At 71.2% G+C, this 13,069-nt stretch carries 14 protein-coding genes; 4 read left to right on the top strand and 10 right to left on the bottom strand.

Features of this window, described 5'->3' with window-relative positions; all coding sequences use genetic code 11:
* Positions 1-8 precede the first annotated feature (8 nt).
* From ACYU8V_RS12005 to ACYU8V_RS11985, 5 genes are read right to left on the bottom strand one after another with little or no spacing between them, the layout of a single operon-like run.
* Positions 9-749 (bottom strand): hypothetical protein, encoded by a 741-nt coding sequence (locus tag ACYU8V_RS12005; RefSeq protein WP_460847616.1) that lies wholly within the window; start codon positions 747-749, stop codon positions 9-11.
* Complete coding sequence (locus tag ACYU8V_RS12000; RefSeq protein ID WP_460847615.1) at positions 746-1,660, bottom strand: alpha/beta hydrolase; 915 nt, start codon at positions 1,658-1,660, stop codon at positions 746-748. The genes ACYU8V_RS12005 and ACYU8V_RS12000 overlap by 4 nt, the downstream gene beginning before the upstream one ends.
* On the bottom strand, positions 1,657-2,619 hold the full coding sequence (locus tag ACYU8V_RS11995) for an enoyl-CoA hydratase/isomerase family protein (protein ID WP_460847613.1): 963 nt from the start codon (positions 2,617-2,619) through the stop codon (positions 1,657-1,659). Before ACYU8V_RS11995 ends, ACYU8V_RS12000 begins: the two co-directional genes overlap by 4 nt.
* The gene (locus tag ACYU8V_RS11990; RefSeq protein ID WP_460847612.1) at positions 2,616-3,446 is read right to left on the bottom strand and encodes an alpha/beta fold hydrolase; all 831 of its coding nucleotides are present in this window, start codon (positions 3,444-3,446) and stop codon (positions 2,616-2,618) included. Before ACYU8V_RS11990 ends, ACYU8V_RS11995 begins: the two co-directional genes overlap by 4 nt.
* On the bottom strand, positions 3,443-4,321 hold the full coding sequence (locus ACYU8V_RS11985) for an SDR family NAD(P)-dependent oxidoreductase (protein ID WP_460847611.1): 879 nt from the start codon (positions 4,319-4,321) through the stop codon (positions 3,443-3,445). Before ACYU8V_RS11985 ends, ACYU8V_RS11990 begins: the two co-directional genes overlap by 4 nt.
* Before the next feature lie 121 nt (positions 4,322-4,442).
* Between ACYU8V_RS11985 and ACYU8V_RS11980 the strand changes: the two genes are divergently transcribed.
* The 3 genes from ACYU8V_RS11980 to ACYU8V_RS11970 are packed head-to-tail and all read left to right on the top strand — an operon-like array spanning position 4,443 to position 6,726.
* Positions 4,443-5,030, top strand: coding sequence for a TetR/AcrR family transcriptional regulator (locus tag ACYU8V_RS11980; protein ID WP_460847609.1), 588 nt, complete (start codon positions 4,443-4,445; stop codon positions 5,028-5,030).
* Positions 5,027-6,019, top strand: a complete 993-nt coding sequence (locus ACYU8V_RS11975) for an NADP-dependent oxidoreductase (protein WP_460847608.1) — start codon at positions 5,027-5,029, stop codon at positions 6,017-6,019. The genes ACYU8V_RS11980 and ACYU8V_RS11975 overlap by 4 nt, the downstream gene beginning before the upstream one ends.
* The gene (locus ACYU8V_RS11970; protein WP_460847607.1) at positions 6,016-6,726 is read left to right on the top strand and encodes an SDR family oxidoreductase; all 711 of its coding nucleotides are present in this window, start codon (positions 6,016-6,018) and stop codon (positions 6,724-6,726) included. Before ACYU8V_RS11975 ends, ACYU8V_RS11970 begins: the two co-directional genes overlap by 4 nt.
* Before the next feature lie 55 nt (positions 6,727-6,781).
* Here ACYU8V_RS11970 and ACYU8V_RS11965 read toward each other — a convergent pair whose 3' ends face one another.
* Both ACYU8V_RS11965 and ACYU8V_RS11960 read right to left on the bottom strand, forming a co-directional pair.
* On the bottom strand, positions 6,782-7,645 hold the full coding sequence (locus tag ACYU8V_RS11965) for an SDR family oxidoreductase (protein ID WP_460847606.1): 864 nt from the start codon (positions 7,643-7,645) through the stop codon (positions 6,782-6,784).
* Entirely contained in the window at positions 7,645-8,049 is a 405-nt protein-coding gene (locus ACYU8V_RS11960; protein WP_460847605.1) for an SCP2 sterol-binding domain-containing protein, read from the bottom strand. The genes ACYU8V_RS11965 and ACYU8V_RS11960 overlap by 1 nt, the downstream gene beginning before the upstream one ends.
* A 178-nt stretch (positions 8,050-8,227) precedes the next feature.
* Here ACYU8V_RS11960 and ACYU8V_RS11955 point away from each other — a divergent pair, with 178 nt between their 5' ends.
* A complete protein-coding gene (locus ACYU8V_RS11955) occupies positions 8,228-8,812 on the top strand; it encodes a TetR/AcrR family transcriptional regulator (RefSeq protein WP_460847604.1) in 585 nt (194 codons plus the stop codon).
* 4 nt (positions 8,813-8,816) lie between these two features.
* Here ACYU8V_RS11955 and ACYU8V_RS11950 read toward each other — a convergent pair whose 3' ends face one another.
* Genes ACYU8V_RS11950 through ACYU8V_RS11940 form a run of 3 tightly spaced genes read right to left on the bottom strand, consistent with a single transcriptional unit; the run spans position 8,817 to position 13,053 of the window.
* Entirely contained in the window at positions 8,817-10,229 is a 1,413-nt protein-coding gene (locus ACYU8V_RS11950) for an aldehyde dehydrogenase family protein (protein WP_460847603.1), read from the bottom strand.
* 26 nt (positions 10,230-10,255) lie between these two features.
* Positions 10,256-11,512 carry a cytochrome P450 gene (locus ACYU8V_RS11945; protein ID WP_460847602.1) on the bottom strand — a complete coding sequence of 419 codons (1,257 nt, stop codon included), beginning with the start codon at positions 11,510-11,512 and terminating at the stop codon, positions 10,256-10,258.
* Positions 11,509-13,053: an acyl-CoA synthetase gene (locus ACYU8V_RS11940; RefSeq protein ID WP_460847601.1), complete on the bottom strand. Its 1,545-nt coding sequence runs from the start codon at positions 13,051-13,053 to the stop codon at positions 11,509-11,511. Before ACYU8V_RS11940 ends, ACYU8V_RS11945 begins: the two co-directional genes overlap by 4 nt.
* Positions 13,054-13,069: the final 16 nt, after the last annotated feature.

Genomic DNA, 13,069 nt, shown 5'->3' with positions numbered 1-13,069 from the left:
GACGCAGCTCAGAGCCCTCCGCGCGCCGCCTCGGGCAGCTGCGGGAAGGGCGGGGCGTCGATCCCCAGCGTGCCGGTCGCGGCGAGCGGTCGCACCTGGAGGAAGACGCCGACGCGGTGGGTCCTCTCCTTGACGGAGTGCTTCATCGCGGCCGCGTGACCCCCCGGCTTGTAGGCGAAGTCCTGCGCCAGCGCATAGGTCTTCCAGAGGCTGATCGAGGTGTGCTCGAAGGGCAGCTGCGAGGAGATGTCGATGCTGCCGCGGTGGCCGGGGTGGTGCGCGGCCCGGCTGGCGGCGTGCACGTTGTTGCGCACGAACTCGACCAGGCGACCGCGCTTGAGGATCCCGTGCACGATCGCCACCATCGGCTCGTCCTTGTCGAGCGGCTCGGCGTCGCCGGCCTGCGGCACCCAGCCGTGCCAGCTGTCCCGCTCGGACTCCGAGTCGATCCGCACGCGCACGACCTCGCCGTCCAGGCTGAACCGCCCCGGGCCGTCCAGGGCCGACCGCAGCCGACCGGCGAAGGCCGCACGTGCCGCCTCGGGTGAGTCCCACGCGGCGACGAGCGCCGCTCCCCCGGGCACCAGGCCCGGTACGACGGCATGGGTGCCGTTGTTCGCGTAGTTGACGCTCGCTCCGCGCAGGCCCGGTACGCCGGCCCGCAGCTCGGCGTTGAGTCGCCGGCGCCACCGGACGCGGCCGCCCGGCGGGCGCGAGAAGGCGTCGATGGTCACGAAGTCGGCGGTCATCGCGTGCTCCCGGAGGTGGTCAGGTGGCGGGTGAGGAACTCGGTCTGATCGGCGACGGCGGCCTCGAACTGCTCGCCGACGTAGATGTCGAAGTGGCTGGCGTCGTACCGCTTGATCTCGCCCTTCGGCGCGGTCCGGGCGTAGCGCAGCGTGGGCTTCGGGGGTGTGACCGTGTCCCGATCGCACACGCAGAACAGGATCGGCGCCCGGACCTTGCGCGCGGCACGGCCGGGTCGACTGACCGCGATCGTGGGCACGATCCGCGCGGCGGCCTCGTTGCGGAAGGTCTCCCCCGCGGGCATCAGCGACTGGCAGTCCTCGAGCACGCCGGGCCCCGCCATCAAGGCCTTCGCACCCGCCCCGCCCGCGAGCGGCACGAGCACCGGGGACCCGCCTCGAGCCTGGGCGACGAGGTCGGCGACCACGGCGGGCAGCAGCTTCGCGCTGCTCACCGGCCCGAGCGCGAGGGAGGTCGCCGGGCCACTGGTGAAGGGGCACTGCGCGACGGCCGCGGCCAGCTCGGGGTGCCGGGACGCGACGAGGATCGCGTTGCCGCCACCCAGGGACGAGCCCCAGACCGCGACGCGCGAGCCGTCGAGGTCGGGACGGGACCTCACGTACCGCAGCGCGCTCTCCCAGTCCTCGAGCTGGTCCTTGATCGAGACGACCTGGCGCAGCACGCCGCCCGACGTACCGAAGTTGCGGTGGGTGAAGGCGAGGGCGGCGATCCCGGCGGCGGCGAAGCGCTCGGCGAAGGCGTCCACGCGCATCTCGCGGCGGGCACCCAACCCGTGGCCGAGCACGACGACCGGCGGCCGCTCGACACCCCCGGGCAGGTAGAGCCAGGCGACGCAGCTGTCGCCGTCGACGTCGAACGCGACGTCGTGCCGTACGACGTCGTGGCCGCTCATCGGACCGCCCCCGCGCCTCGCGTCGTACCGCGCTGGAGGACCTTCGCGAACACACCGGGCTGGTAGAGTGGCAGCTCCCCGGACGCGTCGGTGTTGGCCATGTAGTCGAGCATCAGCTCCTGGCCGATGCCGGAGAGCGCGGTCGCGAGGAACTCCGCACGCTCGGTGTGCAGGCCCTCCTCGAGACCGACCGAGCCGCCGAAGTACACCGACCGCTTGATCGCGGCGCGCGACGACTTAGGCCGGGAGCCCAGGTGGCGCGCCAGCTCGACCGCCCGGTCCAGCACCTCCTCGGGCGCCACGACGTCGTCGACCGCACCGATCTCGAGCGCCTGCGCCGGCGTGAACGGCTCACCGGAGAGGATCGCGAGAAGCCCACGGTGGTTGCCGACCAGCCGCGGCAGCCGCTGGCTGCCGCCACCGCCGGGCATGATGCCGAGCAGCACCTCGGGCTGGCCGATGACGAAGTCGCCGTCGGCCATCACCCGCAGGTCGTTGGCCCAGCAGAACTCCGCGCCCAGGCCGAGCGCCGAGCCGTTGAGAGCCGCGACGAACACCACGCCGCTGCGGTTCATCTTCAGGAAGGTCTGGTGGACGCGCTCGAGCTGGACGGCCGGCCAGAGCGGCGTACGCCCGAGCACCGTCTTGAGACCGCCCGCGCGGTTGACGCCGCGGGCCGTGTGGGCCAGCGCCGAGGCACCCCGTACGCCGACCGACGGGACCGTCGCTCCGCCCTCCTGCAGCCAGCGCACCTCGGCGTGCGAGACGAAGCGCTCCGGGTGGGTGCCGGTGAAGACGACCGCCTGGATCGCCGCATCGGCGTCCGCCCGGTCGACGAGCGCGTCGAGCTGTTCGGCGATGTCGTTGCCGAACAGCCCGAGCGGGCCACCGTCGATGCGGGCGACGAGCACGTCGCCCCGGTCCTCGACGTGGAGGCCGCCGCGTACCTCCTCGGTCACGACAGGAACTCCAGGACCTCGGGCACGAACTCCTCGTGGTACTGGAAGATGCCGCCGTGCCCGGACCGCGGGTAGATCCGCAGCCGCGAGTCCGGGAGCCGCTCCGCCATGTCGGCGGAGTGGGCGCTGGCCACCATCAGGTCGTTGTCGCCATTGGCCACGAGGACGGGGACCTTGATGGCCGACAGGTCGTCGGCCGCGTGCATCCCGGCGGTGGTGATCGCCTTCAGCTGGGCGTTGCGGGCCTGGCTCGAGATCGGCTGGTCACGGTCCGCGGTGCGCTCGGCCAGACGCTCGAAGTAGGCGTTGGCCGCCTTCTTGCCCTCGGCGGTGCGCGGGAAGAAGAGGAAGTGCCGCGGGTCCTTCCGCAGCAGGAACGCCTTCGCGTAGGCGCCGCCGACGATGAACGGCATCTTCCAGATGCCGCCGCCACCGCGCGGCCCCGTGCCGGTGAGCACCAGGCGGCGTACGAGATCGGGAGCCTGCAGCGCGACCATCTGGGCGACGGCGCCACCGAGCGAGAAGCCGAGGAGGTCGACCTCGTCGTACCCCATCGCGCGGATGAACGCGATCGCGTCCGCACCCATGTCCTCGATGTCGCCCGGCACCGAGCCGCCGCTCGCGCCGACGCCGCGGTTGTCGAACGCGATGACGTGGTGGTGCGCGGCGACCCCGTCGATGACGCGGGGGTCCCAGTCGTCGAGCACCGCGGTGAAGTGGTGGCAGAAGACGACCGGTACGCCGCCTCGCGGCCCGAGCTCGCGGTAGGCGAACGGGGTGCCGCCGACGTCGATGGTCTGTGTGGGGGTGTTCTTCCAGGTGGTCATGCCAGGTCCTTCTCTCGGGTGGTCTGCAGGGCGAGCGGGGTGCGGGCGTCGAGGCGCACGAGGACGTCGAGGATCCGGCGGTCCCGGGTGAACCGGGCGTCGAGGGCGGGGCCAAGCAGTCCGCGCAGCGCGGACACGGGGCGCCAGAGCCCGGGCCGGATCACCCGGGCCGAACGGCTCTCGAGCCCGTCGGCGATGGCGGTCGCCGCCACGGCGGGCGTGATCCGCCGGAGCATCGCCTTGGGGAGCGTGCCGAGCAGCTCCAGCACCATCGGGTCCTCGTCGACGCCGCGCGCGATCATGTCGGTCTGCACCAGCGAGAAGTACGCCGTCAGCACCGAGGCGCCACGGCCCGCGAGCTCCACCCGCAGGCCCCTCCCGAGCTGCTCGACGGCCGCCTTGCTCATGGCGTACGGGATCGTCCCCATGCCGTTGATGAAGGCGAACACCGAGCTGATCACCACGACCTGCCCCTGCTGGGCGACGACCTCCTCGAGAGCGGCGGCGACGGTGTTGGCCACGCCTGTCACGTTGACCGCGAGCGTCGCCTCGAGGTCCGCCGCGGGGGTGTTGCGCAGGGTCGCCGCCTTGGCCAGCAGGCCCGCGTTGGCGATGACGACGTCGAGGCGGCCGAAGCGCTCCACGGCCAGCGCGACCGCCGCGTCCAACGAGGGACGGTCACGAACGTCGGCCACGCACCCGAGGGCGTTCGCGCCGAGCTCGGCGGTACGGGCCGGGGTGTCGGGCGCCACGTCGGCGATGACGACGCGCGCGCCGCGGCCGAGCAGCTCACGTGCCGTCGCACCGCCGATCCCTCCGTTGCCACCGGTGATGAGGACGACCTTGCCGGCGAGGTCGTACTTCTGCGAGGCCATGGGCGTCTCTCTCTGTTCACTCGTGCATTGGCGTACGTTCGTAATATTATGACCGTAATGCTATGGTTGGCACCAGCGCAAGTGACGAGCACGACAACGTGATGCAGAGGAGGCCGAGGCCATGCCCCGCTACAGCCCGGAGCACAAGGAAGCAACCCGGCGTCGGATGATCGAGGCCGCCGGCCGACGCTTCAAGAGCGACGGCTTCGACGGTGCGGGCATCGCCACGCTCGTCGCCGACGCCGGCCTGACCAACGGCGCGTTCTACGGCCACTTCGACTCCAAGGACGACCTCATCGCCGCCGTCGTGGCCGACCAGCTGGACAGCCAGGTGGCGCGCATCGACGCGCTGCCGGCCGGGCTCGACTCGGTCGCGACCTTCCTGGAGGAGTACCTCTCCCCCGCCCACCGCGACGACATCGCCAGCGGGTGCCCGTCCGCCGCGCTGCTCGACGAGATCGCCCGGTCGAGCCCGCAGGCACGAGCGGCGTACACCGAGGGCTCGCGCTCGATGATCGAGGCCATCGCCCGCCACCTCGACACCGGCGATCACGACGCCGCGCGCACCCGCGCCATCGGGCTCTTCACGATGCTCGTCGCGTCGCTCCAGCTCGCTCGCGCAGTCGACGACCCCGAGCTCTCCGACCAGGTCCTTGCCGCAGCCCGCGCCAACGCCATCACCCTCGCCACCGGACAGGACCCCCGATGAAGGCCTACGTCGTCACGCGCTACGGCAGCGACGGGCTCGCGCTCGCCGACGTCCCGACCCCGACCCCCGGCCCGCGCGACGTGCTGGTCGACATCCGGGCGGCGAGCATCAACCCGCTGGACAAGATGCTGCGCAACGGGGAGTTCAAGCAGCTGCTGAGGTACAGGAGGCCGTTCACGCTGGGGCACGACCTGGCCGGTGTCGTCACCGCCGTCGGCGCCGACGTGCGCGACTTCGAGGTCGGCGACGAGGTCTACTCCCGCCCCCGCGACCTGCGCATCGGCGCCTTCGCGGAGAGCATCGCGATCGACGCCGGCGACGTCGCCCTCAAGCCCTCGTCGCTGTCCTTCGCCGAGGCGGCGGCGGTCCCGCTCGTGGCGCTGGCCGCGTGGCAGGCCCTCGTCGAGGTCGCCGAGGTCCGGCCCGGCCAGAGGGTCCTCGTGCACGCGGGTGCCGGAGGCCTCGGGTCGACCGTCATCCAGGTCGCCAAGCACCTGGGCGCGTACGTCGCCACGACGGCCCACACCCGCGACGCCGACAGGGTCCGGGCGCTCGGAGCCGACGAGGTCGTCGACTACACGACCACCGACTTCGCCGACGTGCTCCATGACTTCGACGTCGTCCTCGACTCGCTGGGCGCCGCGAGCCTGGAGAAGTCGCTGACCGTGCTCACGAAGGGCGGGATCGCCATCAGCGTCGTCGGCCCACCCGACCCGGCCTTCGCCCGCCAGCTCGGCCAGCCGGTGCTCGCGCCGGTGATGGCCCTGCTCAGCCGGAAGATCCGCCGTCGGGCCGGGAAGCTCGGTGTGCGCTACTCGTTCTTCTTCATGCGCGCCAGCGGCACCCAGCTCAAGCTCCTCGCCGAGCTGTACGACGCCGGCACCCTCCGACCCGTCCTGGACCGCACGTTCGCCTTCGACGACACCCTCGAGGCGATGCAGCACGTCGAGCAGGGCAAGGCCAGCGGCAAGATCGTGGTGACCCGATGAGCGGCCGTCCGCTCGCCGGCGCGGTGGTCCTCGTCACCGGCGCCAACGGCGGTCTCGGCACCGAGTTCGTCGGGCAGGCGCTCGAGCGGGGCGCCGCCAAGGTCTACGCGTCCGCGCGCAGCCCGCGGGCCTGGGACGACGCGCGCGTCGTACCCCTCACCCTCGACGTCACCGACCCCGCCTCCATCGCCGCGGCGGCCGCCGTCGCGAGCGACGTCACCGTGGTCGTCAACAATGCCGGCGCCTCGAACGGGGCGACGGTCATGGACGACGGCCCGACACTGCGCGAGCTGTTCGAGGTGAACCTCTTCGCCCCGCTGGCCGTCGTCGGCGCCTTCGCCCCCGCGCTGAGGGGCAACGGCGGCGGCGCGCTGCTCAACGTGCTCTCGGTGCTGTCGTGGATCGGCATCGGCGACGGCTACAGCGCCACGAAGGCGGCGCTGTGGTCGGCCACCAACACCCAGCGGCTCGCCCTCGCGCCCGACGGGATCCTCGTCACGGCCCTCCACCTGGGCTACACCGACACCCCGATGACCGCGGGCCTCGACGTCGCCAAGAACGACCCGGCCGACGTCGTCCGCCAGGCCTACGACGGCATCGAGGCCGGCACCTACGAGGTCCTCGCCGACGACATCTCCCGGCAGGTCAAGGCCGGGCTGGCCGCGCCCGTCACCGCGCTCTACCCCCAGCTCGCCCCCGCTGACTGAGGCTTGAGGTGCGCGGCCCCCGCACCCGGTGCAGGCGCAGCGCACCCGAGAGCGTTCAGCCGACCGGGTTCTTCCCCACCACCGTGTCGGAGAGGTCGCTGATCTCGCTCCAGCGATCCGCGACCTCGCCCAGCGAGGGCGGCTCGGGGAAGACGACGCCCTTGTTCTGGAACTGGGCGACGCGGTAGACCTGACCGCCGCCGGCGACGAAGACCGAGCCGGTCTCGGTGGACTCCTCGGTGAGCAGGTAGGCCACGACGGGCGCGACGAACTCCGGAGGCAGCTTGGCGAGCAGCTCGGCGGGGGCGATGTCCTGGGTCATCCGGGTCGCGGCCATCGGCGCGATCGCGTTGGCCAGGATGTTGTCGCGGGCGCCCTCGATCGCCAGGGTGTTCAGGAGCCCCACCAGCCCGGCCTTCGCGGCGCCGTAGTTCGCCTGGCCGAAGTTGCCGAACAGTCCGCTGGTCGACGACGCCATCACGATCCGGCCGAAGCCCTGCTCGCGGAAGTGCGGCCACACGGCCTTGGACATGAAGTAGCCGCCGTCGAGGTGCACCGCCTGGACGAGCCTCCACGCCTCGGTGTCCATCTTGGCGAAGGACGTGTCGCGCAGGATGCCCGCGTTGTTGACCAGCCCGTGCACGGCACCGAAGGCGTCGATCGCCGTCCGCACGATCGCCAGCGAGCCCTCCTCCGTCGCCACGCTGTCGTACGACGCGACGGCCTCACCGCCCGCGGCGCGGATCTCCGCGACGACCGCGTCGGCCATCGCCGACCCGGCACCGCTCCCGTCGCGTGACCCTCCCAGGTCGTTGACGACCACCTTGGCGCCGACGCTCGCCAGGAAGAGGGCGTACGCGCGACCGAGGCCACCACCCGCTCCGGTCACGATGACGACGCGTCCCTCGACCCCGGCCATCAGGCGACGACCAGGTCCTCGCGGCCCGCGGCCCGCAGCGTCTCGACGTACTTCGGGAAGAGCTTCTTGCCCAGCGGGGCGATCTTGAGCAGGGTCGCCACGTTGCCGTCGACCTTGATCTTGCCGCGCGCCATCGACAGCGGCAGGTTGACCTTGCCCTGCCAGTACGCGCTGCCCAGCTCGGCGGTCATGCGCATGACCGCATTCGGCTCGGCCATGCCGGCGCCGTCGCCGATCTCCTGCTTGGCCATGTCGACGACCAGGTCGGCGTCGGGATCGGTGAAGGCGAACTTCACCACGATCCCCGTCGCCTGCAGCTTCGGTCCGACCTCCGGGTCGTCAAAGCCGGCCTGGAACACGCCGCCGATGTAGTGGCGGACCTCGTCCGCATCCTTGAAGCCCATCTCACTCCTCCGAATCCGGGGCCGCGAACGCGTGCCCTCCGACGTCGGAGACGCTAGCATAAGTTAAGTTATGTTGACAGCCCCCTCGAGGAGGAGTGCGCCGATGGGCACGACCGCCCGCTGAGCCCGTCGACGGACGGGCCTTTAGCATGACGACCACACTCACGAGGGAGAGCTGATGACCGACCGCCCGGTGCGCCGCAACGAGACGTTGCGCGACACGTGGTTCGACGCGGCCAACCAGATCCTGGCCTCCGACGGCTACGGCGCGCTCAAGCTCGCCGCCCTCTGCAAGAGGCTCGGCGTGACGACGGGCTCCTTCTACCACTCGTTCAACAACTGGCAGGACTTCACCGACTCGCTGCTGGCCAACTGGCTCGCCGAGCGCACCGAGCAGACCGTCGAGATCGCGCGGCAGACCCCGGACCCGGTGGAGCGCCTCCGCGCACTCGCCGTCGCGTCCTTCGAGCTGCTGCACCGCACCGAGGCCGCGATCCGGGTCTGGGCCGGCGTCGACGAGCACGTCCGCGACATCCAGCGCCAGGTCGACGAGGGCCGCTACCAGGTCGTCCTCGAGGCGATGACCGCGTTGGTCGGCGAGCAGGAGGCACCGGCGTACGCCGTCTGGGGCGTGAGCACGCTCGCGGGCTACGAGGTCATCGCCGACATGCACAGCAGGGAGCACCTGCTGTGGTCGCTGGAGTCGATCCTCGCCGACGCGCAGCGCCTGGCCCGAGCCCAGAAGCGCGCCAAGAAGGCCTGATCCTCTAGAACATGCGGCGGAGCAGGCGCTGGGTCTTCGCGGAGTACGGCGGGTAGACCATCCGCAGGTCCGGCCGCACCGGCTTGGACACCACGGGCTTGCGGTGGCTGAACGCGTAGAAGCCCCACTCCCCGTGGTAGGAGCCCATCCCGCTCGCCCCGACCCCGCCGAACGGCAGGCTGGGCACGAGGTAGTGCATCGCGCAGTGGTTGATCACCGCGCCCCCGGCTGGGACCCGCTCGATGATGTCGTCGGCGACACGCCTGCTGCCGCTGAAGACGTAGAGGCCGAGCGGCTTGGACCGGCTGTTGACGAAGTCGATCGCCGCGTCCAGGTCGGTGTAGGTGCGCACCGGCAGGATCGGGCCGAAGATCTCCTCGGTCATCGACGGCTCGTCGACGGCCGGATCCACGAGCACGGTGGGCGCGATCGCGCAGGCGTCGTCGTCGATCTCGCCGCCGGTCACGACCGTGCCCTGCGTCTGCGCCAGGTAGCCCCGCAACCGGTCGAACTGCCGCTGGTTGACGATCGGGCGCAGAGCGGGCTCGCCCTGCGACATCTCCGCCAGCGCAGCCCCGATCTTCGCGACCAGCTCGTCGCGCACCGACTCGTGGACGAGCAGGTAGTCGGGCGCGATGCAGGTCTGCCCGGAGTTGAGCAGCTTGACCCAGGCGATGCGCCGCGCGGTCACGTCGAGGTCGGCGTCGGGGGTCACGAAGACGGGGCTCTTGCCGCCCAGCTCGAGGATCACCGGGGTCAGCGTCGCCGCGGCCCCCGCCATGATCTTGCGGCCGATCTCGGTGCCGCCGGTGAAGAACGCCAGGTCGAAGCCCTGGGCCAGCAGCTCCTGGGTGACCACGCCGTCCCCCTCCACGACCGCCACCGCATCGTTGTCGAGGTACGCCGGCAGCAGCTCGGCCAGCAGCCGCGACGTCGCCGGGGCGACCTCGGAGGGCTTGAGCACCACGCAGTTGCCGGCCGCGAGCGCGGCGACGACCGGGCCGAGGGAGAGGTTGACCGGGTAGTTCCACGGCCCGATGACCAGCACGACGCCGAGCGGCTCGTACTGGATCCGCGCCGACATCGGCAGCTGCATCAGCGGAACCTTGCGGCGCTGGGCCTTCATCCAGGACCTCAGGTGCTTGAGCGCGTACTCGACGTCGCCCTTGGGCGGGGCCACGTCGCCGAACCAGGCGTCGAAGTCGTTGCGGCCGAGGTCGGCCTTCACCGCCTCGACGATCTCGTGCTCGCGCTCGGTCAGCATGCGGGCCAGCGCCTCGAGCTGCTGGACGCGCCACTCGTAGCTGCGCGTACGCCCGGTGGCATAGGTCCCCCGGAGCCGCGAGATCACCGCTCCCGGCTCCGGGGAGGTCTGGGTCGCGCCGTCGGATGGGGACGCGGTCGTGGATGCGGTCATGACGATGAGCCTCTCGGGTGGGGGCCTCAGCCCAGGGTGTAGGGCATGGCCTTCACGGCGCGCACGAAGTTGCCGGTGAGGTACTCGGGCTCGCCGACCTGCAGGGTCGGCGCGCGGAACAGCAGCTCCTTGAACAGGGCCCGGATCTGCATCTTGGCCACGAAGTTGCCCATGCAGAAGTGCGGGCCGCCGCCACCGAACCCGACGTGCGGGTTGTTCTCGCGCAGGATGTCGAAGGTGTGCGCGTCCTCGAAGACCGACTCGTCGCGGTTGCCCGAGGAGTAGATCATCGCCACCCAGTCGCCCTGCTTGATCTGGGCGCCGGCCAGCTCGGTGTCCTGGGTCGCGGTACGCCGGAAGGTCATCACCGGGCTCGCCCAGCGGACGAACTCCTCGATCGCCGTACCGATGCGACCGTCGTAGTCCTCCATCAGCAGCGCCTTCTGGTCCGGGAACTGCTGCAGCGCCCGGGTGGTGAGGCTGATCGAGTTGCGGGTGGTGTCGTTGCCGGCCACCGACAGGAGCACGAAGAACGCGCCGATCTCCTCGTCGGTGAGCTTCACCCCGTCGACCTCGGCTTGGACCAGCGCGGTCATCAGGTCGTCCTTCGGGTGGGCGCGGCGCTCCTCGGCGAACTCCAGGCCCATCATCAGCAGCCCGACCAGCGACTCGTTGAGCACCTCGCCGGGCTCGCGGCCGGCGGCCACGTCCTCGTCGGCCCACGACACCATGCCATCGGCGTGGTGGGCGGCCTCGTCGCGCTTGGCCGGGTCGTCGAGGCCGAGCATCTCGTAGATGGTCCACATCGGGAGCTTCTTCGACACCTGCTGCACGAAGTCGCCCGACGGGTTAGCGAGCAGGCCGTCGACGATGTCGCGCGCCTGGCGGTCGATCTGGTCCTTGATGGCGGCGACCCGCTTGGGCGTGAACGCCGAGCTGACCAGCTTGCGCACCCGCGGGTGGCGCGGCGCGTCCATGCCCAGGAAGCTGCCGGCGGCCTCGTTGACGTCCTCGGGGACCTCCTCCATCTGGAAGCCCTGCCCGGAGCAGAACAGCTGCGGGTTCTTGCTGACGTGCTGGATCAGCTCGTGGGTGGTGACGACCCACAGGCCGTCGTGCTCCGGCGGGATCAGGGCGCCCTCGATGGTGGGCTGCCAGCTGATCGGCGCCTCGGCGCGCAGCTTGGCGAAGGTCTCCTCGCGCTCCTCGGCCGTCTTGGCCCAGAACGAGAGCTCGGAGACACGGTAGGGGTGGAACTCGCGCGGTACGGCGGTGACGGTCATGCTGACGCTCCTACGGTGGTGTAGCGCTTCTCCAGCTCACGCTTGAGGAGCTTTCCGGTGGGCAGGCGCGGGATGTCGTCGGTGAAGTCGACGGTCCGGGGCGCCTTGAAGTGCGCGATCCGCTCGCGCGTGTAGTCGATGAGCTCCTGCGCCAGCTCCGGCGACGCATCGGCGGGGTCCTTGAGCTGGACGACGGCCTTCACGCTCTGGCCCATCACGTCGTCGGGCACACCGATCACCGCGACGTCGTAGATCTTGGGGTGCAACGTCAGCACCGCCTCCACCTCGGCCGGGTAGATGTTGACGCCGCCCGAGATGATCGTGAACGACTTGCGGTCGGTGAGGAACAGGTAGCCGTCCTCGTCGAGGTAGCCCATGTCGCCGACGGCGGTCCAGCTGTCGTGCCGCGGGTGGGTCGCCTCGCGGGTCTTGGCCTCGTCCTTGTGGTAGTCGAACGGCCGCGTCTCACGCTCGAAGTAGACGGTGCCGACCTCGCCGGCCGGGAGGTCGTCGCCCTCGTCGTCACAGACGTGGGCGACACCGATCATCGCCCTGCCGACCGAGCCGCGCTTGGTCAGCCACTCCTGCGAGGAGATGAAGGTGATGCCGTTCTGCTCCGTGGAGCCGTAGTACTCGAAGACCACGGGCCCCCACCAGTCGATCATCGCCTGCTTGACCTCGGGCGGGCAGGGGGCGGCGGCGTGCACGGCGAGGCGCAGCGTGTCGTGGCGATACGCCGAGCGGACGTCCTCGGGCAGCTGCAGCATCCGCACGAACATCGTCGGCACGAACTGGGCGCAGGTGACCCGGTGCTCCTCGATCGCCGCGAGCGCGGCCTCCGCGTCGAACCTCTCCATCATCACGACCGTGCCGCCGAGCGCCTGCACGGCGCCGGACCACTTCAGCGGGGCGGCGTGATAGATCGGCGCCGGCTGGAGGTAGACGTCCTCGGGGCCGACCTGGAACGCGCCGCCGAGCAGGCCCACGATCGGGTCGCCGGGCTGGTCGACCTGGATCGGCAGCATCGCCTGGCGCACGCCCTTGGGGCGGCCGGTGGTGCCGGAGGAGTACATCATGTCCGAGCCGCGCGGCATGTCGGCCAGCCGCGTCGTCGTACCGGCGACGGCGTCCTCGTAGGAGTCGTAGCCCGGCACCTCCCCGCCGAAGGCGTACGCCGCCACGAGGCCGGTCACCCTGCCGCGGACCGCCTCGGCGAGCCCGGCCAGCGCCGCGGAGGCGATGAGCGCCCGGGCGTCGCTGTCGTTCACGATGTAGGCGACCTCGTCGGCGGAGAGGTTGCGGTTGACCGGCGTGATGTAGAGCCCCGAGCGCAGGCACGCCCAGTAGACGACGAAGCACTCGGCCGCGTTGTCGGCGAGCATCGCGACCACGTCGCCCTTGCGCAGCCCGACGTCGTGCAGCGCGCCCGCGAGGGCGGCCGACCGGTCCTCGAGCTCGCCGTACGTGATCACCTGGCCGGACCCGGCCATCACGACCGCCGGCCGATCGGGGCTGGTCGCAGCGTGGACTCCTGGATACATCCCGCACCTCTCTGTT

The organism is Nocardioides ultimimeridianus (genome assembly GCF_054777895.1).
This window is presented reverse-complemented; position numbering and strand designations above follow the sequence as displayed.